Below are 20,900 nucleotides of genomic sequence, written 5' to 3' on the forward strand. Positions count from 1 at the left end.
AGTACCGGTATTATACAAAGCTTGCCGGGACTCATCACTTTGATTTAGTAGTATCGCCACTAAATTCTTTAAGCCCCAACATTAATATGCCCATTTGAATCCGGAAGTTAAGTAAACCTGAACCTCCACCCGGAATCTTTCCATCATCAAGTTTATCAATCATTTGCAAAAGTTTAAGGTTGTTCACTTTAAGAAAGTATTTTCCGAAGCTATTTGTATCGAGATAGTTTATCATTTTTTTATTGTATGACAGGTCATGTATCATTTTGATTTTTTCTGCTATACTATCAACAGGAAAATCGTATCTGTTGGATAACTTAACCAGCAGGGCTTTTATTTTAACAATGTCGGTATCCGCCGGTATATTGTGATCCTGTTTTGCTAATTGCGTAGCCCTCTCTGTTCGGTTATCCCATTCCCTGAAAAAGAATGTCCAGATGATGGTTCCCGTTAAAATAATAAAACACCAGGTGTTCACCTTTTGTTGGTAGGTGTCGTAAAAACGCATTGATTATCAGATATGGTTTCGATGAAACTAATGTAATCATTTTACCGAATTATACGGTTTTACTTTAAAATGTCCTCCCCTATCAACCTTATCACAAAAATGGGGTTATATTAGCTGAATTTATATGAAAACATTTTTTACCTCGCTGCTGCTGATATTTTGCCTGCAAACCGCTTTTTCACAATCGCACATTCTCCCAAAGTTTTTACGCAAAATGTATTTAAATAAGGATACCAGCAAAAAAAGTAGTTTTGTAATTTTACCTGTGCTTAGCTCGGCACCCGAAACCGGCCTCGAGGTAGGCGGAGCAGGCCTGTATTCGTTTTACAGCGATTCGTTAAAAAGCAGCACCCGGGTATCAAGTATTTTTGGCTACGCCACAATAACCACCAAAGGCCAAAGTCGCTTAAGTTTAAATACCAGCTATTGGACACCCGATAATGGCTACCATTATACCGCAGGTATTGGTTTCATCAATTTTCCGGTTAACTTTTATGGTATTGGCAACGATACCCGTAGCGCCGATGTGGTGCGCATTGGTCAAAAACGAACTAAATTGTATGCAGGCGTTGAAAAGAAACTATCTGACAGGCTTTACGCAGGCATAGTGGCCGGGGCTATTCAATACAGAATCCCCCCCGAACCAACCAATACTATTTTTTACACCGACCCAAGGGTAGAAAATCACGGCGGGGGCAGTAACATATATATTGGCCCAAGTATAACATTTGATAGCCGCAATAACAATACCTACACTACAAAAGGGATGATAATTACCAGCTCGTTTGAGATAATTAAAGGATTTGGCAATAAGGGCTATAACGGCGGCTTTTTCAATATAGAATACTCACAGTTTTTTGCTTTGACAAAAAAATTGGTTTTAGGGTTAGACATACAAGAACAGAGTCTTACAGGCCACAGTTCGCCGTTTTATTGGCTGCCTGCGCTGGGGAATGATGAGCTCATGCGCGGTTATTATAATGGCCGGTACCGCGACCGTAACATGCTTGCCGGCCAAACAGAGCTGCGCTACCGCCTGAGCCGGCGGGTTGGCCTGGTAGGCTTTGCAGGAACCGGCGAAGTATTTAACAAAAGCTTTAGCTGGGCACAGCTAAAACCCAACTATGGTGGCGGCGTACGCTACTTTTTCGACATTGAAAAAGGCCTGAGCATCCGCGCCGACTATGGCATAGGCCAAAAGAACCCCGGCGAAAAACGCCAAAGCGGGTTTTATGCGGCGCTGGGGCAGGCGTTTTAGTTTGTTCATGGTTTATAGTTCATGGTTCATAGCCCGAACTTAATAAGTTGTAAAAAATCAAATTTCCTTAAATCACCAGGAACTCCCTAAACAGCCATGAACCATGAACTATCAACCATGAACAAATTAATATTTCACCTTAAAATGTTCCCGCTCTTTCCTGTCTTGCTTAAAAAATACCAGGCTTATCCAAAACAGGTTAATGGTGAGGGTAACTTTGGGGTTTAGCTTGATTTGGCTCCAGGCTTGCTTCAGGTTTTTAGTGGTATACATACCTGTAAAAAGCATCACGGTATCCGGATTAATTTTGTCCAGGTATTCATTGAAGTAAGGCAGTATTTTTTCTTTGAGATTTTCGCCATGAAAAACTACCAGACCCAATAGTGTTTTATTTAATGTAATGAATTCGGTTTCATTTTGGGGGAGGTAGAATTTGGCGCCGGACGCTGCTTTTTGCAGATAAGGGCTTGCTTGCTGGTTATTTGTCCCCAACTCAACTACTATCGCCGGGTTAAAATGTTTTGTTAACCGGTAAACCAATTGGGCAACTTTCGGCTTAAACCCGGGTCTCCCCTCGCCTGTTCCACATGCAAATCCGGGCTCCTGATATACTTGTTGACTGGTGTAATCATAAATTACATGGTCTATCAGTTTATATACAAATGGCGAGTGTATACCATGGCGGTTATTGGCCGTAAACCGGTGTTTTAGATAATCTTGCACAAATCTGAGATTCCACATCGCCGCAAAAGTAAAAAAGTTTAGTATTTTAGCATGATAGCGTATGATAAATCCGACAGAAGTAAACTCTTTGATCCGATTGCTGGACGACCCCGATAACGAGATATATGATCACGTTCACGAAAAACTGCTTGGCTACGGCAGCGAGGTAATTGCCTACCTTGAAACCGCTTTTGAGCAGGCTTTTGATGCTGTTCAACAAGAACGGATAGCCAACCTTGTGCATGAAATTCAGTTTAGATCGTTAAAAACCGACCTGCAGCTGTGGCACCAAAGCGGCGCGTTCGATCTGTTGCAAGGCGTCCTGATCATCAACCGCTATCAATACCCCGACCTGGACGAGCAAAAAGTAATTAACCAGATAGAAGCCATCAAACGCGACATCTGGATTCACATGATGAACGAGGCCAGCCCTAAGGAACAAATTAAGCTTATTAACCACGTATTTTACAACATTTACGGTTTCAGCGGCAATACGTCCAACCACCTCGACCCACAAAACAGCTACCTGAGCCAGGTATTGGAAACAAAAAAAGGCAACCAGATATCGTTGGCCATCATTTACTCCATCATTGCCCAAAAACTGGATGTGCCCGTATATGGCGTAAACCTGCCCCAGCATTTTATTTTGGCTTATGTTGATGAAAGTATGGAGAACAATTTTGAAGGCGGCGTGCTGTTTTACATCAATGCTTTTAATAAAGGGTTCATTTTTGGCCGCCGGGATGTAGATATGTTTTTAAAACAGCTTAACCTTAAATTTGATAAGCAGTTTTATGAACCCTGCTCCAACACCGATATCATTAAACGGGTTATCCGCAACCTGATAAGCGCCTACGAAAATTTAGGATCGGCCGAGAAGGTGGTGGAGTTGAATGAACTATTGGCTATTTTGGGGTAGGAATTAGAGCAAAAGGATATAAAATCGAGAGTTATAAAACCTTCGGGTTAATATTGGGTTTCCATACCTTGTTCTTAAAAAAGGCCACACTATACTTCTCAAAAGTATTTATTAAAACGCCATTATTGAAAAGGCCTACAGGTGTTGTTTGAAACATTACGATAGTTTCTGTTTCAAGCATTTCAGACACCTTCCGGGCCAGTGTAAAAACTATGGGCTCAAGCAATTCCAAGTTTTTGAATTTTCTTGTTATATCAAAGTTAATACTAAGCCCAAATGGATCTATATCAAATTCATTAAAAAAAGGGTTATCATCTTCAAGTCCCTGCTCCTTTAGGAATTTACTCATGGTTGCATACTCCTCACGAAGATCCATAACATGTAAATTTACCTGACAAGCATTAAATAATGATGTATTTAACCCTATATCTTTTATTAGATTTTCGAGATCCCCCGGGTTGGAATTTTTGACACCAATAATCAAGGATAAAACTTCCATGTGGATTAGCTGGGTTAATAATGTTGTGTAGCTATACAAGTAATACACCCGCTGCTTCAATTCAAACTTATGAATTATTAACTGGGTTACAAATAACTAATATTTAAAGAAAAGCCGTCTCCCAATTAATAAATTCATATTTTCTTGCCGATATTTATTAAGGGAGGGTTAATTATGGCAGATATGATCATCGCCTTCCTTTAGTGCTAATCCAACTGATGAAAATGATAGCCATATTAAGTAGGATACTCATCCAAACAAATAGAAAATACACATAAATAACACCAATAAGCGCGTCACTCTTTACAAATAGCGAAAGGGTTACCATGATACAGCCTATAAGCAGGCTAGTCATCGAGGCAAACAACAAGCGTATCCGTATATTGATAGTTTTATAAAAAAGCCAGCAATAAGACATTAGGAAAAATACAATTGTTAAAAACGATACCAAAGCTTCCATTGAATTATTTAGCGTCAAAATCTCATACCTTCCACCGGCAACGCTTTTTCACTTTCGTTTTTCAGCCGGTCAATTGCCGTAACTACGTAAATATAGGTTTTACCTTTCTCGGCGGTAGTATCCAAATAAATGGTATTGTTGTTATATTGAATGCTTAATATGTTTTCGGCATTATCTAAGTTTAGTTTAGCACCTGTGCTAAAACGATAAACTACATACCCATAAACCGGCTCATTATCTTTGGCCATCAGTGGCGTTTGCCACATCAGTTTAACGCCATTGGCCTCTGGCTTCGCGATAAGCCCTACCGGCGCATTTGGCGCTATTGAATCGCGCCAGAGCATCACCGGCGGCAGTGCCGGGTAATGGTAATAATTGGCCCGCAGCGAATCTGTAAAACCCAGCGGATTATTCATTAATGAATTGGAACTAAAATATACACTACCCTGCACCCTTGAATTTTTACGCAGGTACTGAATTTGGCCCGGAAGCTGGCCGGGCAATCTGAAACCGGGCAGTTTATTTTCGATAATGCGGTATGGTGCCTGCCCAATGTACAAATGCCGGCCATAGGCATTGTTGCCCCACCAGTCAATCATTGTTTTAAACGGCACCAGTTTATCATCAATGGGGCGGTACAGTTGCGGGTTAATATAATCTACCCAACCTTCCTGCACCCACCTGCGCGAATCGGCATACAGGGCAAAGTACGAATCGCTGCCATGTGTATCAGAGCCATCGGCCAACTGGGTTTTATTGGCCCAGATACTGAACGGACTAATGCCGAATTTCATCCGTGGGTTGTGCTGATGGATGCTATCATTCAGCATTTTAATCAGGGTGTTTACATTATCGCGCCGCCAATCGTCAATATTGGTAAAACCTTTGCCGTATTGCTGATAGGCTTGCTGATCGTTTATCTGCTGGCCTGCTACATGGTAAGGGTAAAAATAATCGTCCATGTGGATGCCGTCCAGGTCATAATTATCAATCAGGTCTAACACTACCTGAACTATGTATTCCCTTACCTCGGGCAGGCCGGGGTTAAAAAGCTTCATACCGCCGTAAGTAAAAAACCATTCGGGTTTTATACGGGTAATATGCTGCGGGCTAAGCAGTGAGTAGGCGCTATCTTTGGTAGCCCTGTATGGGTTTATCCAGGCATGCAACTCCATCCCGCGTTTGTGCGCTTCGGTAACGGCAAACTCCAGGGGATCATAAACAGGGTTGGGTGCCAGGCCCTGCTTCCCGGTAAGCCATTTGGACCAGGGCTCGCGGCTTTTGGCATAAAAAGCGTCGGCCGCCGGCCGAATCTGGAGCATAATAGCATTGATACCCGTTTTTTGATGGACATCTAAAATGGTTAATAGTTCCTGTTGCTGTTGGGCTGTAGTTTCATTGGGCGTAGCCGGCCAGTCGATATTTTCGACAGTAGCTACCCAAACGCCGCGGAATTCGCGTTTAGGGTGAGCGGCAGAAGTACTATCAACGATTTGCTGTGCACTCGATTTAAGAAAAATGAGAAGAAGGAGAGTTATAAAAGACAGTTTGTGTTGCATCGTAATTTAAACCAATCCAGGGTCGTGAAGTTTTGAAAACTAAGATTTATAAATTAAAACACATCAAAATGCTGCACTACTTTATACCTTTCACATTGCTTTTTCGTCTATCTTCAAACCTTTTAACGATATCGAAACTGTCACCTTGCTGAGCTTATTCACAGGTCCATACGTAAATACAAACTGCGGATTTTTTTTTGACTTAGACCAACTGATAATTTTAGCATTATAAACTGATGTAAGCTTGAATAAATGTTGTTCCGGTGCCAAATCAAACTCGGAAGTGGCGATGTAAATGGCTTCCATAGTTTCATCTGTTTCGGGGTTTCCGGTACTTTCATGGGGCCTGGCCACAACAAAAACATTAGCAGCAAAGCTATTTGCTTCAATTGTATGATAATTCTCTATGTTATTCAAAACTTCCACAAGGCCTTCATTCGCAACATTTTTGTAAGCGATTTTTTGCGCCAGCACAGGTAAAACCAAGGCACTCAGCAGTATTGTTAATAAAAGGCTCTTCATTCGGCTTATAATTACTTCCCGCTCAAAAAACCATTCTCCTCCAGCCAATTGGCTGCCCAGTCAAACCATTTGCCTTTGTTTTTGGAATTATTCATGCCAAAACCATGGCCGCCTTCCTGAAAAATATGCATTTCGGCCTTTACTTTATTTTTCAATAAGGCATCGTAAAACATCAGGCTGTTTTGTACGGGTACTGCACCATCATCCCCGGCATGTACCAAAAATGTAGGCGGCGTATTGGCAGTAATTTGTTTTTCGTTTGAGTATAGGTCCAACTGTGCCTGCGATGGTGTTTTGCCAATCAGGTTTTCGCGCGAGCCCACGTGCGCCTGCTCGCCAAAGCTGATTACGGGATAAATCAGCATCATAAAATCAGGGCGCAGGCTGATGTCGTCTTTATCATCAATAACCGGCTTATCAAAATGTGTCCCCTCGGTTGATGCCAGGTGCCCGCCCGCCGAAAAGCCGATGATACCTATTTTTGCAGGGTTAACGCCCCATTCCTTTGCATTTTTACGAACGGTATATATGGCCATCTGCGCATCCTGCAGGGGGCCAATCGACCTATCAACCATTATTTCATCACTTGGCAAGCGATATTTCAGTAAAAAGGCGGTTACACCTATCTTATTAAATTCCTTGCATATGGCCATACCCTCGTGAGCATTAGCCAAACCAGCGTAAGCTCCGCCCGGGCAAACCACAATAGCCGCGCCATTAGCATTACCCTTTTCGGGCAGATATGCGGTTAGCGTTGGGACACTTACACCGGTAATCCAGTCGCCATTGGTTTTCTCTAAGTATGTTGCCGGGGTAGGTTTTGAATTTGGTACACCCTTAGGATACAAAGGCATCGGTTTTTCCTGGCTATAGGCTATGGTTGTTGCCATGGTGAAAATAAAGGCTGATAAAATGGGTTTCATAATTTATTGGGTATATGCAATTATAGGTTTTTTATTATAAACTTTTACCCAAGATATCTTTTACCAATTCGCGATTTTGCCGGGAGATGGGTATTTTGGTTTGATCGTTCAGCAACAAGGTTCCTCCATCTTCTTTTAGATAACTTTTTACAAATTGAACGTTCACTAAATGCGATTGATGGGTACGTACAAAATGATGAGGTTTTAAAATATCGGCAAACTCCTTCAGCGTTTTACACACCAATACCTGCTCACCGCTGTGCAGGTGAAAAGTGGTATAGTTGTTTGATGCCTCGCATCTGGTGATGTCGGTAATTTTCACATACCTGATCTCGGTTAGTGTGGGCAGGGTTATTTTGGGTGTTTCTTTTTGGCCAGCCTTAATGTACGCCAACAGGTTTTGGATGCTATAATTTTGCTGCCTGCTGTTAATTTTTCGCGTTGCCTTTTCAATGGCCAGTTTAAATTCGGCAATGTCTATCGGTTTCAGCAGGTAATCCAGCGCCGAAAATTTAATGGCCTGAATACCATACTTATCATAGGCAGTGATGAATATCACTTCAAAATCTATTTTATCAAAAGCCCTCAACACATCAAAGCCCGATTGCCCCGGCATCTGGATATCAAGAAACAGCAAGTCGGGTTGGTTGGCGTTAATGGCGGCTATCGCGTCGCCGGCATTCGAAGCAGTTGCCACAACATCAATTTGGGGGCACCAGGTTTTAATGATCTGCTGTAAATTTTCAATATTGTTGGGTTCATCATCAACAATAATACTTTTGATACTCATAGGCATAAATTTTATATCCAGTTTGATAAACGGATACTTACTACAGTTCCCGGCCCTTGCTTCTCAATATGCAAACTCACCGGCTGATCTTTATATAACTGGTTTAATAAAACTACACGTTCCCGGCTTAATTTCAGGCCGTATCCACTTATTTCAACAGGATTGTCAATCGCTGTCCACTTGCCGTTGTCTTTTATGGCAAAAACAATGTCCTGCCCTTGCCTGCTCACCGATACTTCTATCCGGCCTTGATCCTTTAAAATGGCTACGCCGTGCTTAACCGCGTTTTCTACGAAGGGCTGCAGCAACATGGCCGGAATTTCGACATTGGCTTTGTTCAAATCCAGATCTGTTATTATCTCATACTTAAAGCCAAAGCGCAACTGTTCCATTTGCAGGTAATCATCTAATATGCTTATTTCCTGCTCCAGGCTTAATAATTCCTCGTTACCGGTATCCAGCACCTGCCGCGTTAAGCCTGCAAATTTAGCTAAGTAATGATTTGCACCGGCGATATCATTTTTATTTACCAGGTTTTGGATGGATGTTAAAGCATTAAACATAAAGTGCGGGTTAAGCTGGGCCCGGATAGATTGCAGTTTTAAGCCGGCCGTTTGCTTCTCCTGCGCCGCACGTAACAACTTTACCTGGTTGCGCCTGTAATAGCCCCCAAACAACAAAACAACACCCGTGAGTGTTGCTATGATATATGGTAAGGCTTGTTTTATGGCGACTTTTTTATCCAATACCGGTGGAGGCTTCACCTCAAATGGTATTCGCAACACCTGGTCTTCCGGCCACTTGCCAAGTTCATTTGCACGCTGAATAATTATTTCATATTTGCCGGGTTTGTTGTAAAACTTACCATCTATATCATAATAGTTTTCCCTGTTGTAATATCCCATTTGAGTGGTGTCTTTTTTTCCATTCACATTTTTAACCAGGTACACCACATAGGGAATAGTTTCATGGTGTTTATAGTATAGGCGTATACTAACAACACTGTCGGCCGGAAAGCTAAAATCTAACGGCACGCCGGTGTGCTCTTTAAACTTTGTGGCATACCCATGATTAAGCTTTATATTATCCAGGTTAAAATAATCTTTTGTCCGGTTAATTTCTATCTGTATTACAAAGGGTTTAAAGTTAGGTTTCCAGTCAAACACCACTCCATGTCGTATGTCGTAATTTTGGGTATTAAGCACCTCTACCAATAGTTGCTTACCAGGAGCTTTAAACCTCCCCAAAAAACCATAGGGCTCTTTTGCCCCATATTTTTGCTGGAGCATTGGTATTTTTGACCATGGAACTAATTCAACACTATCATTTTCCACTACATGATAGCGATAATCATTAACATTAGCTTTTGTAATGCCGTATGCTATTAAAATTGCCGCCGAAGTATCTGAAATGATATAACTTGGATACTCTTTAGACATTGATTTTACACTTGATGCAAAAAAATCAACAAGGTTGGGATTAAGCTTTACGCCCAGCCAAATGGGGTGTTTTGTACTTATCATTTTAAAGGCCCTCACCTGCGCCAAATCGGTATCTTTAACGCCATAATACGCACCCGCGTACTCGAAGGTAAAATGATTACCAAAAGACAAATCCTGCTTTGGCTGTGCAGATGAACGTAACGGGGAGATGAAACTAAGGATTAGCCCGGTTAACAATACCAAAATTCTCTTTTTCATGATGTGTGTTTAAGTTTACAATTATTATTTACATCACAAAAATGTATTTACCTGCGCGGCTTAACAACGCGCAATGAGTATGTGGCAGGCTGTGCTTAGAATTTGGCAGCATACTGCTAATATGCTTACCTGATTTGTTTATAAAAATTCTCTTTATAACTATCAGACACGGGTATCAATTCATTTTTAATACGGATGCGGTCGCGCTCAATGCTTTCAATTTTATCAAGTGCCACAATGAATGATTTGTGTACCCTGCAAAATTGCCTGGCGGGTAATTCGTGCTCCAGTTCGCTAAAGGTTTGCAGCGTCATTATATTTTTTTCGTTTAAGTGCAGGCGGCGATAATCGCGCATGCCTTCAATAAAAAGCAGGTCATCTAACTTAATTTTTTCGAGCCGGTATTCTGTTTTTATAAAAATGAATGTTTTACCCTCCTCCCTGCCTGATAGTTTATCATAAACCTTATTTACGCCCTGCATAAAACGTTCAAAGGTGAAGGGTTTTAAAAGGTAGTCACACACATTAAGATCGAATCCGCGCAGGGCATATTTATCAAAGGCTGTGGTAATTATAACTTCGGGCTTTTTTATCAAACATTCCAACAGTTGTATACCCGTAAAGCCATCCATTTGTATATCTAAAAAAAGCAGGTCTACTTTTTGAGTTTGCATAAAAGCTATGGCTTCTACGCCATTATCAAAGCTTTGCAGTAAGTTCAAAAACGGCACTTTAAGCACAAAACCTCTTATGCGGTCCATAGCCAGGGGCTCATCCTCAATTATTATACAATTAATTACCATGCAGGTTAATAGCTAATGTTACGTTAAAACGCTCATCTGTCTGCGTAATATGAAGCACGTAGGCATCTTTATAAAGCAGGTTAAGGCGATTTTTTATCAATTCGAGCCCAAGGCCACTATGTGACTGCTTTAGCTCGGTTGATTGATCATAGGCGTTACTACAGGTAAAAGTAATGGTATTGCCCAATACGCCGATGCCAATTTCAATAGCGTTGCTTATTTTTTTATTTGTGGAGTGCTTAAACGCGTTTTCGATATAAGGGATAAAAAGCATGGGGGCAATTTGCCGGTTATCCAGGTTGCCATTTACTGTAAGCTTCACAAAATCGGGGTTGGCGGTGCGAATTTTTTGCAGCTCGATATATTGCTCAATATAATCTACCTCCTGCTTTAGCTCAATTTGCTCCAACGGACTTTCATAAAGTGTAAACCTCAAAATATCCGAGAGTTTTTTTAGGTAGATGGACGCCTGTTGCGCATCTTTTTCAATCAGCACATCAATATTATTAAGCGTGTTAAACAAAAAGTGCGGATTAATCTGGGCTTTCAGCAAGGCAAGCTCGGTTTCAAGATTCTTTTTCTCGAGCTCTTTTTTATACCTGATGTCGGCATACCAATTTATAAATCCCCTGATTAAACAGGCTGCAACGGCCGGATAAATTACACTTATAATCATATCGCCAATTACAAAACCCTGATGCCCATTATTGAGGGAAGCAGGCGCTAAAGCGCGCAGGGTAAAATACTCCGCAGCCGTTATTAATGCCGCTGTTGCCAAACCACCGACGGCAAAAACAAACAGTTTACGATTGGACAAATAAACCGGGAAAAACAGAAAATAAAACAGGTAAAAGGTGATAATCTGAACACCGTAACTAACAGGTACAATTAAATAATTGCTGACGGGATAACCTGGATTTAAATTTAAGACGAAATAGGCTTGCAGGAGCTTTGGAAACCAATAGGCAATATTTAGTAAAATTGCCCAAGCTGTTTTTTTCATGTTGTTGTTATTTAAATTAAACATGGTTCAAAAATCATTTTTAGCATGGTGGTTTATCAATAAACTCTGCCAGTTGTTGGTTTCTATCTGCAAAACGGGTTAAATATGCGCATTAAATAAAAATGGTGTTACCGGCAAAAACCCAATAACACCACCCTGGTATAATTTAAAAATATCAAATATTAACTCTTCGGCCCGCCAAACTCCATCAGGTAGGCCTTTAAAAACTCGTTAAGCTCGCCATCAAGTACGGCGGCATTCGAGGTTTCATGGTCGGTACGCAAATCTTTAACCAGTAGATAAGACAAATAGTTCAACTCTTTTTGCTCCTTAGGAGCTACCCTTCTTCAGTTTCAACTTTTAATAGCGATTGGAGTAATTCCGTGGCTATTGTTGTTTTAAATATTGGATGATTAACTATTCCAAAATAAAATGGAAAGCCATATCAGCATTGCCATCAAATTGACGAGCAAAAAATATTTGTTTTGCCTGCTTTTGATCGTCATTATGGCTCCTGTAAGCGTTAATACAATCGAAATCAATATCGCCAGAAAAAAACCAAAGATATCTAAGTTTAGCGTACAGGGGCCGCTTTTAAAATTGCCCGACTTTATAAAGTAGACAACCGCTACTGCGGAAATCAAGTGATACCCTATCAGCAATAAATCTCTTTTCTGCCTGCCTGTAATTTGCATTTTTTTAACTCTTCGGCCCGCCAAACTCCATCAGGTAGGCCTTCAAAAACTCGTTAAGTTCACCATCAAGTACGGCGGCGGCATTCGAGGTTTCATGATCGGTTCGCAAATCTTTAACCAGCTTGTAAGGATGCAAAACATAGTTGCGGATTTGCGACCCCCACTCTATTTTCTTTTTGTTGCCCTCAATAGCATTACTTATTTCCATGCGCTTACGCATTTCAATTTCATATAGCTGCGATTTCAACAAGCGGATAGCATTATCCTTATTTTGCAACTGTGAGCGCGACTCCTGGTTTTTGATAATAATGCCCGATGGTTTGTGGTATAAACGCACCGCGGTTTCTACCTTGTTCACGTTCTGTCCACCGGCACCGCCCGATCGGAAGGTTTCAAACTCGATATCGGCCGGGTTAATATCAATCTCAATGGTATCGTCAACCAGCGGATAAACATAAACCGAAGCAAACGACGTATGGCGCTTGGCATTGGCATCAAATGGCGATACGCGGACCAAACGGTGTACGCCGTTTTCGCCTTTAAGGTATCCGTAGGCAAAATCGCCCTCTAATTGCAGGGTTACGGTTTTTACTCCGGCCACATCGCCGGGCTGGTAATCCTGCTCGGTAACTTTGTAGCCGTTCTTTTCGCCCCACATAATGTACATACGCATCAGCATGCCGGCCCAGTCGCAGCTTTCGGTACCGCCTGCGCCTGCTGTTATTTGCAGTACGGCGTTAAACTGATCTTCCTCGGCCGAGAGCATGTTTTTAAATTCAAGCTCTTCCACAGCCTTTATAGCCATGTTATACTGCTCCAGCATTTCGGCCTCGGTAGCATCACCGCCCTGGTAAAATTCAAACAGCACACCGGTATCTTCAATTACCGCCAATACTTTTTGAAACTCGTCTGTCCAAACTTTTTTTACTTTGATGGATGCCAGTACCTTTTCGGCCTCTTTCGGGTGATCCCAAAAATGCGGGCCAATGGTTATTTCCTGCTCAGCTTTTAGTAGCTCTAATTTCTTGTCGATGTCAAAGATGCCTCCTCAGGGAAGCTGCTCTATCCCTTAAATCCTGAATCTGTTCTTTAGTCATGTGGCAAATATATGCAATTAGATTATCGGCATAAATAAAAAAAGGCCTGCAAATTGTATTATCAATCTGCAGACCCGTTTACAAGGTAGATGAATATTTTAAGCAACCATAGCGCGGTCAACCAGCAAACTTAAGTCGGCACGGTTACCATTTAGCTTGGTAAGCATATTTTTAAGGCCAAATTCTTTAACTTGCTCGCTTTTTGACGCTTTTACCAACTCGGTCATCACAGCCGGGATCAATGCTTTTGACGCGATCATGGCCTGTTCAGGGTCGATATGATAGAAAGTATTGAGCCTATTGGCAAACCTGCTAACCATACTGGATACTAATGATTGATTGTAAATACCCGACGAGCGAAAATACTTCACTAAATCTTTCAATTTACCGTTTTCCATTTGTCCTTTTAATACTTCGATGATAGCGCTCGATGCTTCAATCAGCACACTTTCATGGTATTTTACAGGAATTGAAGGGTTGTTAATAACAGCCGTCCCGGCGTTATTTTTTACAAGCAAAAAAAGTTTTCCAAACATAGTAGCAACAATTTTATACCGAAATTTACAAATTGATGATAAATCACTCATTTGATTACCAACAATACAAAGATATCAAATAATAATTTTAAATATCAAAACAATTTGCAAATATTTTTTAAATTTTCGCAATTTTTAGGTGTAAAACAAACACTATGTGTGTGGTGTTAAAATAACACAGAGAATAGTAAGTTTGATAATTTATATCCACCTAACAATTAACTTGTTACTTTTGTCAAAAACACATCAACTATGTTGCCAAATATCGATTTCACCACCACCCAGAGCTATAAATACTTAGCCGACCATTACATTGATATTGTATCAAAAAGCCTGAAAGAATTATTTGATGCTGACGATCAGCGATTTAATAAGTTCTCTATCCAGTTTGAAGAGATTTTGCTGGATTATTCCAAAAACCGCATCGACGATGAAACTATAGCCTTATTGATACAACTGGCCAAAGAATGTTCAGTAAATAAGGCAATAGAAGCCATGTTTGCGGGCGAAACCATTAACGTTACCGAAGGCCGCCCGGTACTGCACATTGCTTTGCGTAACCGCAGCAATACCCCAATTTACGTAGATGGCAAAGATGTTATGCCCGATGTAAATAAGGTGCTTGATCATATGAAGGAATTTAGCGAAGCTATCATATCCGGCACATGGAAAGGCTATACCGGCAAACCTATTACCGATGTAGTAAACATAGGTATCGGAGGCTCCGATTTAGGCCCGGTAATGGTTACCGAAGCATTAAAAGCCTACAAAAACCACCTTAACCTGCATTTTGTAAGCAATGTGGATGGCACGCACATAGCCGAAACACTGAAGGTTGTTGACCCCGAAACTACTTTGTTCCTGATAGCGTCAAAAACTTTTACTACCCAGGAAACCATGGGCAACGCCCACAGTGCCCGCGATTGGTTTTTAGCTGCCGGTGCCACCGAGGCTGATGTAGCCAAACACTTTGCTGCCTTATCAACCAATGCCGCCGCTGTAGAGAAATTTGGTATCGATACTAAAAACATGTTTGAGTTTTGGGATTGGGTTGGTGGCCGCTACTCGTTATGGAGTGCCATTGGCCTCTCAATTGCCCTCAGCATCGGCTTTGATAATTTTGCCGAACTGCTTGATGGCGCACATGCTGCCGACAATCATTTTAAAACAGCGCCGTTTGAAGAAAACATACCGGTTACACTTGCCCTTTTAGGCATCTGGTATAACAATTTCTTTGAAGCCGAAACCAATGCCATTTTACCGTACGACCAATACATGCACCGTTTTGCCGCCTATTTTCAACAAGGCGATATGGAGAGTAACGGTAAACATGTTGACCGTAACGGCAAACATGTGGAGTACTCAACCGGACCGATCATCTGGGGCGAGCCAGGCACCAACGGCCAGCACGCTTTTTACCAATTAATTCACCAGGGTACCAAACTAATCCCCTGTGATTTTATAGCTCCGGCGCAATCGCACAACCCGCTTGGCGAGCACCATAACATGTTGCTATCAAACTTTTTTGCCCAAACAGAAGCATTGATGAATGGCAAAACAGAAGAAGTAGTTATTGAAGAATTAAAAGCCGCCGGTAAAACCGAAGCAGAAATTGCAGCCATTGCGCCATTTAAAGTGTTTGAAGGCAACCGCCCAACTAACTCGTTCCTGCTTAAAAAAATAACCCCGCACAGCCTGGGTTCATTAATTGCCATGTACGAGCACAAGATATTTGTTCAGGGCATAATCTGGAACATTTATAGCTTTGACCAATGGGGTGTTGAATTAGGTAAGCAATTGGCCGGCAAAATTCTACCGGAATTAAAGGACGACAGCGAAATAAGCAGTCATGATTCGTCAACCAATGGGTTGATTAATTTGTACAAGGCCTGGAGGTAAGAACGCAGCAGCCCCCCAACCCCCTGAAGGGGGAGCTTTTGATTAGCATAAACAACAAAGGCCGGTTTCTTCGAAACCGGCCTTTGTTGTTTAAAAATCTGCATATTCGTTCCCCCTTCAGGGGGGTAGGGGGCTTTGCTAACAGGCTTTCACCAGCAACTCCCCGGTTGGTAAGCCCGGTATGGGCACTACCTTTTTTTGGGGCATAGCTTTACGGTATTTAACCAGGTTAATGAGTAATACGCTGATGAGGATAATAACCAAACCAACAACTTGCAAAACGGATATCTGCTCGCCGGCAAACAATACACCCAAAAGCACCGCGATAACCGGGTTTACGTACGAATGTGTGCTTACCTGTGTAGCCGGCTTTACCTGTAACAGCCAAACGTAAGCACTAAATGCCCCAATGGATCCAAATATAACAAGGTAGGCAATGGCCATCCATGACGAGGCAGGCACCTGAGCCAAACTAAAACCGTCAAACTCATGGTGCAGCATGCCTGCGGGGATAAAAGCCAAACCGGCAATAACCATTTGCCAGGCTGTGTTTAACCTTGCCGGGCCGCTGTTTACGTTATGCTTTGAATACAATGAGCCAGCCGACCAAACTATTGGCCCTAAAACCAATAAAGCCATGCCCAAAAAAGTGGTTGTATGGTGTTTATCGGCAAGGGCTTTGGCTACCTGTTCGCCAAATAGCAGCATAACACCGGCAAAGCCCACAATTAGCCCGATAATGGTCGACTGGCTTTTGAAGTTAACACGCCAGTTTGGCCTGTCTAATACCACAAACCAAATGGGGCTGGCCGATACAGTGATGGCTACCATGGCGCTGGGCAAAGTTTGCTCAACCCAAATTACCATGCCGGTAGCTACAAACAACATCAGCATACCGCTAACAGCCGAATTGATGATGTCCCGCTTTACCCATATTTTATCGCCCCTGTAAGCGCACCAGCCCAGCATGAGCAGGCCTGCGGTAGTATACCTGAGCGCCCCCATCAGCATAGCCGGGAAACCGTGTACCGCCATCCCGATAAAAAAGTATGTAGAGCCCCAAACGATATAAACCGTAGCGAATGCTATGATTACCAATAGTGCAGGCGCTTTTTGTTGGTTAACTGTTGTCATGATAGTTTTAGTTTTTGTTGATGATTGAATCAATGCTCCATTTATAATCGGGCAGTGTGGCCAGCAGCAGGCTTGCCGCGCTCACGGTAAAAACCGAATAACCTACCGGCGACTCGATACCGCCGGATATAGCCATGGCCAAAGCAAACGCCAGGCTAAGCAGGCAGCTAAGTGATGCAGCGGTACGGGTAAACAAACCCGCGAGTAATAACAAACCTATACCGGCCTCGCCAATGGTTGCTATCACAGCCAGTGTTGGGATAATTCCGGAAGGCAAAAAGTTCATTACCTGCCGGGCATAGTCCATAAAGTGCTGCCAATCGCCCCAGCCTACATGGGGCTGTCCGTGGGCGCCAAAAAAACCAAGGCGATCTGCCACCTCCCACAGGTAGCTGGTAGCCAAAGCAGCACGCAAAGCGACGGATGGAAGGGCATAATTTTTAATGAGTTGCATATCTTTTTTATTAACTGGTATAAAATTACGCAGCAGTTGGCCTATCTTTATAGTCCAGAAAACACAAACAAGATAGTCCAGTATGAAATTCAGCATAGGATTAATCAGTATTGATAAGGATGCGCAGGTAGCAGTTTATCTGCAGATAACCAATAGTATTATCGGGCACATCAGGCAGGGTACATTAAAACCGGCATCGCCCCTGCCCAGCAGCAGGCTGCTTGCCGCCGCGTTAAAAGTTCACAGAAAAACAGTTGTGGCTGCCTATGATGAATTATATGCCCAAAGCTGGGTAGATGTTTACGCGCGTAAAGGATTTTTTGTAGCCAAAAACCTGCCCGATGTATCGCCCCGGCCAATCAACAATGTATTAAAACAAAATATATATCCCGGTAAAACCTATTATGATGTTATCGAAAAAGTGCCCTACCCCGGCTTGTTTAATGACGATAAGCCTCAGCTGTTAACATTTGACGATGGCTTCCCCGATACCCGCGTAGCCCCGGTTGAATTACTGGTGCGCGAGTACCGCAGGTTTGCCAATTACCATTTCACGCAAAAGTATTTAACCTACGGCCCAGAGCAGGGTTCGGCAAACCTGCGTACCGAGCTGGCCCGTTTCCTGGGTGAAACCCGTGGCCTGCAGGTTAGCGCCGATGATATACTGATTACCAAGGGCGCACAAATGGCCATTTACCTGGCAGCCCAGATCCTGTTAACCAAAAATGATGTTGTAATTGCCGCCGACCCCGGATATCCGGGCGCCAACGAGGTTTTTGAACAAACCGGGGCCAAATTAAAACTGGTACCGGTTGATGAGCATGGTATTGATTTAAACGCAGTAGAGGAGATATGCCAACAGAAGAAAGTAAAGCTGGTATACGTTATCCCCCATCACCACCGCCCTACTACGGTAACGCTGAGCGCCGACCGCCGGATGCGCCTGCTTGAACTGGCCCACAAATACCGCTTTGCCATTATTGAGGACGATTACGATTATGACTTTCATTATGCCAGCAGCCCCATACTGCCCCTGGCAAGTGCCGATTATTATGGCAGTGTGATATATGTAGGTTCGTTTTGTAAAACTATAGCCCCCGGCATACGCATTGGGTTTATGGTTGCACCGGCCAACCTGATTGTGCAGGCCACCAGGCTGCGTAAAATGATTGACCGCCAGGGCGAGCACCTGCTGGAAGAAGCCATAGCCAACCTGCTTAAAAATGGCGACATAGGCCGTCACCTTAAAAAGGCCAATAAATTGTACCATGAAAGGCGCGATATACTTTGCGCCCTGCTGAAAGAGCACCTTGGCAGTTGGTTAAGCTTTAAAATTCCCGATGGCGGTTTTGCCGTTTGGCTTAAATATGCCGATGGCATTAACCCTGCCGATGTGGCCGAAAAAGCATCGGCTATGGGCCTTACCATCAATAACGGCCGCGATTATTTTTACCGTAACGCCGTCAAGCATCCCTACGTCAGGATAGGTTTTGCATCCCTCAACCCTAAGGAACTGGAAGCGGCCGTAAAAATATTGGCCAGCGTTTTTAAAAAAATCAGTCCCAAAAGCCCTGAACCTTAATTTGCCCCGAAGGATACCCCTGCCCTTTGAGTAGTTTACGTAATTGGGCTACCATGGTATTATTGCCGGCTAAATAAAATACGGTGTTCTCTAAACTATAACGCTGATCGAGCACCCATTCAATAAGGCTGTGATGGCCGTAAACATCGCGGCGGGGTATCGGCTCAAGCGGCGTCCAAAAGTATTCCTGGAATAATTTACGGTGATGCTCGTTACCAATTACTATCCCGCCCGAAAACCGGGTATGGGGCAGCACCATTTTTTGCAGGGCCAGTAAATGCCCCATGCTGCTTTCGTCGCCAAGGGCAACTATTGCCGATGTAGCCACGGGGCTTTGATTAGTAGTACCCGTTTTAAGATAATTAACTTTATCGCCCTTTTTTAACAATCGTGCCCAATTGCTGCCTGGGCCGTTATGAGCGGCATCAATATAAATGGAGCAGGTTTGGGTTTCGGCATCCCAGCCCGATGGGGTGTAATCTCTGAAAGTGAGGTTATCTACCTTAAATTTAATATAGGGAATTTCAGTCCAGCCGGTCATATCTATTTGCGGCAGGTGCAGGTCAACCTCAATTAAAGTGCAGGGCTCCCAATACCTCACTTCTAAAACATTGCCCGTTTGCAGGCGACCTTCAAATAGCTTACCGGTTTTTTGTTTTAATTTTTGTAGAGTGAATGTTTCCATGTGATGTAGAATTGTTATCACAAAGAAAAGGCTTATCTATGCGCGATAAAATGGCATACCTGCGGTAATGATTGGACTATTTGCGGTAATCGGCCTTGAAGGCGAGTGGCGTTACACCTTCTGCTTTTTTAAACAGGCGCGAGAAATAGGCATGGTCTTCATAACCCAGCGCATGTGCAATTTCTTTAACATTCAGCTGGCTATAGTACAGCAAACGTTTGGCTTCCAAAATAACTTCCTGTTGAATCCAGTAACTTACCGACAGTCCCGTAGCCTTTTTCAAAGCCTCATTCAGGTACGTTTCCGACACATTGAGCTTAGCCGCATAGGCCGACGGGCTTTTGAGTGTACGCACATGCTCAACCAGCAGTTTCTTAAAATCCTGCGCCAACTGCACCGGCCGAGACATCAGCATACCCGGTTTACCCGTTTGGCTAAAGCACCCGGCAGCTATCCCCAGAAACGACTGCAACAGCGAATGCACGACGGATAAATTAAAAACAGCCTGCTCGTCCTCGCGGTACCGCTCAAATAACAGGTTAAGCAAGCTTTCGCACTGCCGCTTTTGTACATCGTTTAAGGTATAGGGGCGCTGCAACAGTAGTTGATTTTCAAACACATTACGATAATCGGGCGGTATCAGCATGGTATCCACCGCTATAAACCATCCGTAAGCGCCTTCGTTTTGGATGCGATGGTGCACCTGCCCTGGTAAAACATAATAAAGACAGGATTCCTGTATCACGATCTCGTTAAAATCCACCATCAGCGAGCCCCATCCACCCTCGATTACAAAAAATATATAATGATCATCGCGGTGCGCACCCAGGGGTTCATCGGCCTTGGGTTTATCGCCCTTAAAAAAGCGATTGATCTCCAGGCCCGATGAGGCACGTTCCTTTAAAAGATGTACGGGAATGTCTTTCATGTTCAGGATGGCAAGTTAGGGGTTATTGTGATTGGATGTATGGGGAAGGGTGAAAATTGCATTACATTTACCCAGCCAACACAATAAACAACTGATTTAAAGCGCTTAAAACAAAAATCTTAGTCTCTCTGTAGGATTGCGTAAAAAAATATCTACATTTGCGACATGATAATGAATAATCTACATGAGCAAGAGTACTATTTGACTTTTAGTCGAACAGGTA

General features: G+C 42.9%; 20 protein-coding genes and 1 pseudogene. 4 read left to right on the forward strand and 17 right to left on the reverse strand.

What is annotated here, in order from left to right:
- Positions 1 to 34 precede the first annotated feature (34 nt).
- Complete coding sequence (locus AC1RM2_RS10660; RefSeq protein WP_492985080.1) at positions 35 to 508, reverse strand: hypothetical protein; 474 nt, start codon at positions 506 to 508, stop codon at positions 35 to 37.
- Positions 509 to 632: 124 nt separating this feature from the next.
- Here AC1RM2_RS10660 and AC1RM2_RS10665 point away from each other — a divergent pair, with 124 nt between their 5' ends.
- Positions 633 to 1,766, forward strand: a complete 1,134-nt coding sequence (locus AC1RM2_RS10665; RefSeq protein WP_492985081.1) for a BamA/TamA family outer membrane protein — start codon at positions 633 to 635, stop codon at positions 1,764 to 1,766.
- 126 nt (positions 1,767 to 1,892) lie between these two features.
- Here the strand turns inward: AC1RM2_RS10665 and AC1RM2_RS10670 are convergent, their stop codons facing one another.
- Complete coding sequence (locus AC1RM2_RS10670; RefSeq protein WP_492985082.1) at positions 1,893 to 2,507, reverse strand: hypothetical protein; 615 nt, start codon at positions 2,505 to 2,507, stop codon at positions 1,893 to 1,895.
- Between the two features lie 43 nt (positions 2,508 to 2,550).
- On the opposite strand from AC1RM2_RS10670, the gene AC1RM2_RS10675 reads away from it, so the two are divergent.
- The gene (locus AC1RM2_RS10675; RefSeq protein ID WP_492985083.1) at positions 2,551 to 3,408 is read left to right on the forward strand and encodes a transglutaminase family protein; all 858 of its coding nucleotides are present in this window, start codon (positions 2,551 to 2,553) and stop codon (positions 3,406 to 3,408) included.
- A gap of 31 nt (positions 3,409 to 3,439) precedes the next feature.
- On the opposite strand, the gene AC1RM2_RS10680 is transcribed toward AC1RM2_RS10675, so the two are convergent.
- The 11 genes and pseudogenes from AC1RM2_RS10680 to AC1RM2_RS10730 all read right to left on the reverse strand — a co-directional run bounded on the left by AC1RM2_RS10680 (position 3,440) and on the right by AC1RM2_RS10730 (position 13,995).
- A complete protein-coding gene (locus AC1RM2_RS10680) occupies positions 3,440 to 3,907 on the reverse strand; it encodes a hypothetical protein (RefSeq protein ID WP_492985084.1) in 468 nt (155 codons plus the stop codon).
- A gap of 474 nt (positions 3,908 to 4,381) precedes the next feature.
- Entirely contained in the window at positions 4,382 to 5,926 is a 1,545-nt protein-coding gene (locus AC1RM2_RS10685; protein ID WP_492985085.1) for a glycoside hydrolase family 10-like protein, read from the reverse strand.
- A 90-nt stretch (positions 5,927 to 6,016) separates the two neighbouring features.
- Complete coding sequence (locus AC1RM2_RS10690) at positions 6,017 to 6,496, reverse strand: hypothetical protein (protein ID WP_492985086.1); 480 nt, start codon at positions 6,494 to 6,496, stop codon at positions 6,017 to 6,019.
- On the reverse strand, positions 6,460 to 7,371 hold the full coding sequence (locus AC1RM2_RS10695) for an alpha/beta hydrolase (protein WP_492985087.1): 912 nt from the start codon (positions 7,369 to 7,371) through the stop codon (positions 6,460 to 6,462). Before AC1RM2_RS10695 ends, AC1RM2_RS10690 begins: the two co-directional genes overlap by 37 nt.
- Positions 7,372 to 7,405: 34 nt before the next feature.
- On the reverse strand, positions 7,406 to 8,161 hold the full coding sequence (locus tag AC1RM2_RS10700) for a LytR/AlgR family response regulator transcription factor (protein ID WP_492985088.1): 756 nt from the start codon (positions 8,159 to 8,161) through the stop codon (positions 7,406 to 7,408).
- An 11-nt stretch (positions 8,162 to 8,172) separates the two neighbouring features.
- A complete protein-coding gene (locus AC1RM2_RS10705) occupies positions 8,173 to 9,861 on the reverse strand; it encodes a sensor histidine kinase (protein ID WP_492985089.1) in 1,689 nt (562 codons plus the stop codon).
- Between the two features lie 125 nt (positions 9,862 to 9,986).
- Positions 9,987 to 10,664 (reverse strand): LytR/AlgR family response regulator transcription factor, encoded by a 678-nt coding sequence (locus tag AC1RM2_RS10710; RefSeq protein WP_492985090.1) that lies wholly within the window; start codon positions 10,662 to 10,664, stop codon positions 9,987 to 9,989.
- On the reverse strand, positions 10,654 to 11,667 hold the full coding sequence (locus tag AC1RM2_RS10715) for a sensor histidine kinase (protein WP_492985091.1): 1,014 nt from the start codon (positions 11,665 to 11,667) through the stop codon (positions 10,654 to 10,656). Before AC1RM2_RS10715 ends, AC1RM2_RS10710 begins: the two co-directional genes overlap by 11 nt.
- A 182-nt stretch (positions 11,668 to 11,849) precedes the next feature.
- Positions 11,850 to 11,969: pseudogene (gene prfB / locus AC1RM2_RS10720) on the reverse strand (peptide chain release factor 2); the annotation flags it as partial.
- 397 nt (positions 11,970 to 12,366) lie between these two features.
- Positions 12,367 to 13,459, reverse strand: a protein-coding gene (gene prfB, locus AC1RM2_RS10725) for a peptide chain release factor 2 (protein WP_143065359.1) whose coding sequence is annotated in 2 segments (ribosomal slippage) — positions 12,367 to 13,398 and positions 13,400 to 13,459 — 1,092 coding nt in all. Because the reading frame shifts where the segments join, the coding sequence is not laid out codon by codon here.
- Positions 13,460 to 13,557: 98 nt separating this feature from the next.
- Complete coding sequence (locus tag AC1RM2_RS10730) at positions 13,558 to 13,995, reverse strand: hypothetical protein (RefSeq protein WP_477354026.1); 438 nt, start codon at positions 13,993 to 13,995, stop codon at positions 13,558 to 13,560.
- A 252-nt stretch (positions 13,996 to 14,247) separates the two neighbouring features.
- On the opposite strand from AC1RM2_RS10730, the gene pgi reads away from it, so the two are divergent.
- Complete coding sequence (gene pgi, locus AC1RM2_RS10735; protein WP_492985092.1) at positions 14,248 to 15,894, forward strand: glucose-6-phosphate isomerase; 1,647 nt, start codon at positions 14,248 to 14,250, stop codon at positions 15,892 to 15,894.
- 138 nt (positions 15,895 to 16,032) lie between these two features.
- Here the strand turns inward: pgi and AC1RM2_RS10740 are convergent, their stop codons facing one another.
- A complete protein-coding gene (locus tag AC1RM2_RS10740; protein ID WP_492985093.1) occupies positions 16,033 to 17,028 on the reverse strand; it encodes an EamA family transporter in 996 nt (331 codons plus the stop codon).
- Between the two features lie 7 nt (positions 17,029 to 17,035).
- Positions 17,036 to 17,578: a DoxX family membrane protein gene (locus AC1RM2_RS10745; protein ID WP_492985094.1), complete on the reverse strand. Its 543-nt coding sequence runs from the start codon at positions 17,576 to 17,578 to the stop codon at positions 17,036 to 17,038.
- Here AC1RM2_RS10745 and pdxR point away from each other — a divergent pair.
- Entirely contained in the window at positions 17,565 to 19,064 is a 1,500-nt protein-coding gene (pdxR, locus tag AC1RM2_RS10750) for a MocR-like pyridoxine biosynthesis transcription factor PdxR (protein WP_492985095.1), read from the forward strand. The two genes, AC1RM2_RS10745 and pdxR, sit on opposite strands and share 14 nt — an antisense overlap.
- Here the strand turns inward: pdxR and AC1RM2_RS10755 are convergent.
- Positions 19,039 to 19,749, reverse strand: coding sequence for an SIP domain-containing protein (locus AC1RM2_RS10755; protein ID WP_492985096.1), 711 nt, complete (start codon positions 19,747 to 19,749; stop codon positions 19,039 to 19,041). The genes pdxR and AC1RM2_RS10755 overlap by 26 nt on opposite strands.
- Positions 19,750 to 19,825: 76 nt before the next feature.
- Positions 19,826 to 20,677 (reverse strand): helix-turn-helix domain-containing protein, encoded by an 852-nt coding sequence (locus AC1RM2_RS10760; protein WP_492985097.1) that lies wholly within the window; start codon positions 20,675 to 20,677, stop codon positions 19,826 to 19,828.
- Between the last annotated feature and the right edge of the window lie 223 nt (positions 20,678 to 20,900).

It is taken from the genome of Mucilaginibacter sp. GW822-FHT03E02 (genome assembly GCF_058801545.1).

What these genes read in the sequence shown, in the direction of transcription:
- AC1RM2_RS10660 (WP_492985080.1), bottom strand. Translation starts at nt 508, where the DNA reads ATGCGTTTTTACGACACCTACCAACAAAAGGTGAACACCTGGTGTTTT.
- AC1RM2_RS10665 (WP_492985081.1), top strand. Translation starts at nt 633, where the DNA reads ATGAAAACATTTTTTACCTCGCTGCTGCTGATATTTTGCCTGCAAACC.
- AC1RM2_RS10670 (WP_492985082.1), bottom strand. Translation starts at nt 2,507, where the DNA reads ATGTGGAATCTCAGATTTGTGCAAGATTATCTAAAACACCGGTTTACG.
- AC1RM2_RS10675 (WP_492985083.1), top strand. Translation starts at nt 2,551, where the DNA reads ATGATAAATCCGACAGAAGTAAACTCTTTGATCCGATTGCTGGACGAC.
- AC1RM2_RS10680 (WP_492985084.1), bottom strand. Translation starts at nt 3,907, where the DNA reads ATGGAAGTTTTATCCTTGATTATTGGTGTCAAAAATTCCAACCCGGGG.
- AC1RM2_RS10685 (WP_492985085.1), bottom strand. Translation starts at nt 5,926, where the DNA reads ATGCAACACAAACTGTCTTTTATAACTCTCCTTCTTCTCATTTTTCTT.
- AC1RM2_RS10695 (WP_492985087.1), bottom strand. Translation starts at nt 7,371, where the DNA reads ATGAAACCCATTTTATCAGCCTTTATTTTCACCATGGCAACAACCATA.
- AC1RM2_RS10700 (WP_492985088.1), bottom strand. Translation starts at nt 8,161, where the DNA reads ATGAGTATCAAAAGTATTATTGTTGATGATGAACCCAACAATATTGAA.
- AC1RM2_RS10705 (WP_492985089.1), bottom strand. Translation starts at nt 9,861, where the DNA reads ATGAAAAAGAGAATTTTGGTATTGTTAACCGGGCTAATCCTTAGTTTC.
- AC1RM2_RS10710 (WP_492985090.1), bottom strand. Translation starts at nt 10,664, where the DNA reads ATGGTAATTAATTGTATAATAATTGAGGATGAGCCCCTGGCTATGGAC.
- AC1RM2_RS10715 (WP_492985091.1), bottom strand. Translation starts at nt 11,667, where the DNA reads ATGAAAAAAACAGCTTGGGCAATTTTACTAAATATTGCCTATTGGTTT.
- AC1RM2_RS10730 (WP_477354026.1), bottom strand. Translation starts at nt 13,995, where the DNA reads ATGTTTGGAAAACTTTTTTTGCTTGTAAAAAATAACGCCGGGACGGCT.
- pgi (WP_492985092.1), top strand. Translation starts at nt 14,248, where the DNA reads ATGTTGCCAAATATCGATTTCACCACCACCCAGAGCTATAAATACTTA.
- AC1RM2_RS10740 (WP_492985093.1), bottom strand. Translation starts at nt 17,028, where the DNA reads ATGACAACAGTTAACCAACAAAAAGCGCCTGCACTATTGGTAATCATA.
- pdxR (WP_492985095.1), top strand. Translation starts at nt 17,565, where the DNA reads ATGAAATTCAGCATAGGATTAATCAGTATTGATAAGGATGCGCAGGTA.
- AC1RM2_RS10745 (WP_492985094.1), bottom strand. Translation starts at nt 17,578, where the DNA reads ATGCTGAATTTCATACTGGACTATCTTGTTTGTGTTTTCTGGACTATA.
- AC1RM2_RS10755 (WP_492985096.1), bottom strand. Translation starts at nt 19,749, where the DNA reads ATGGAAACATTCACTCTACAAAAATTAAAACAAAAAACCGGTAAGCTA.
- AC1RM2_RS10760 (WP_492985097.1), bottom strand. Translation starts at nt 20,677, where the DNA reads ATGAAAGACATTCCCGTACATCTTTTAAAGGAACGTGCCTCATCGGGC.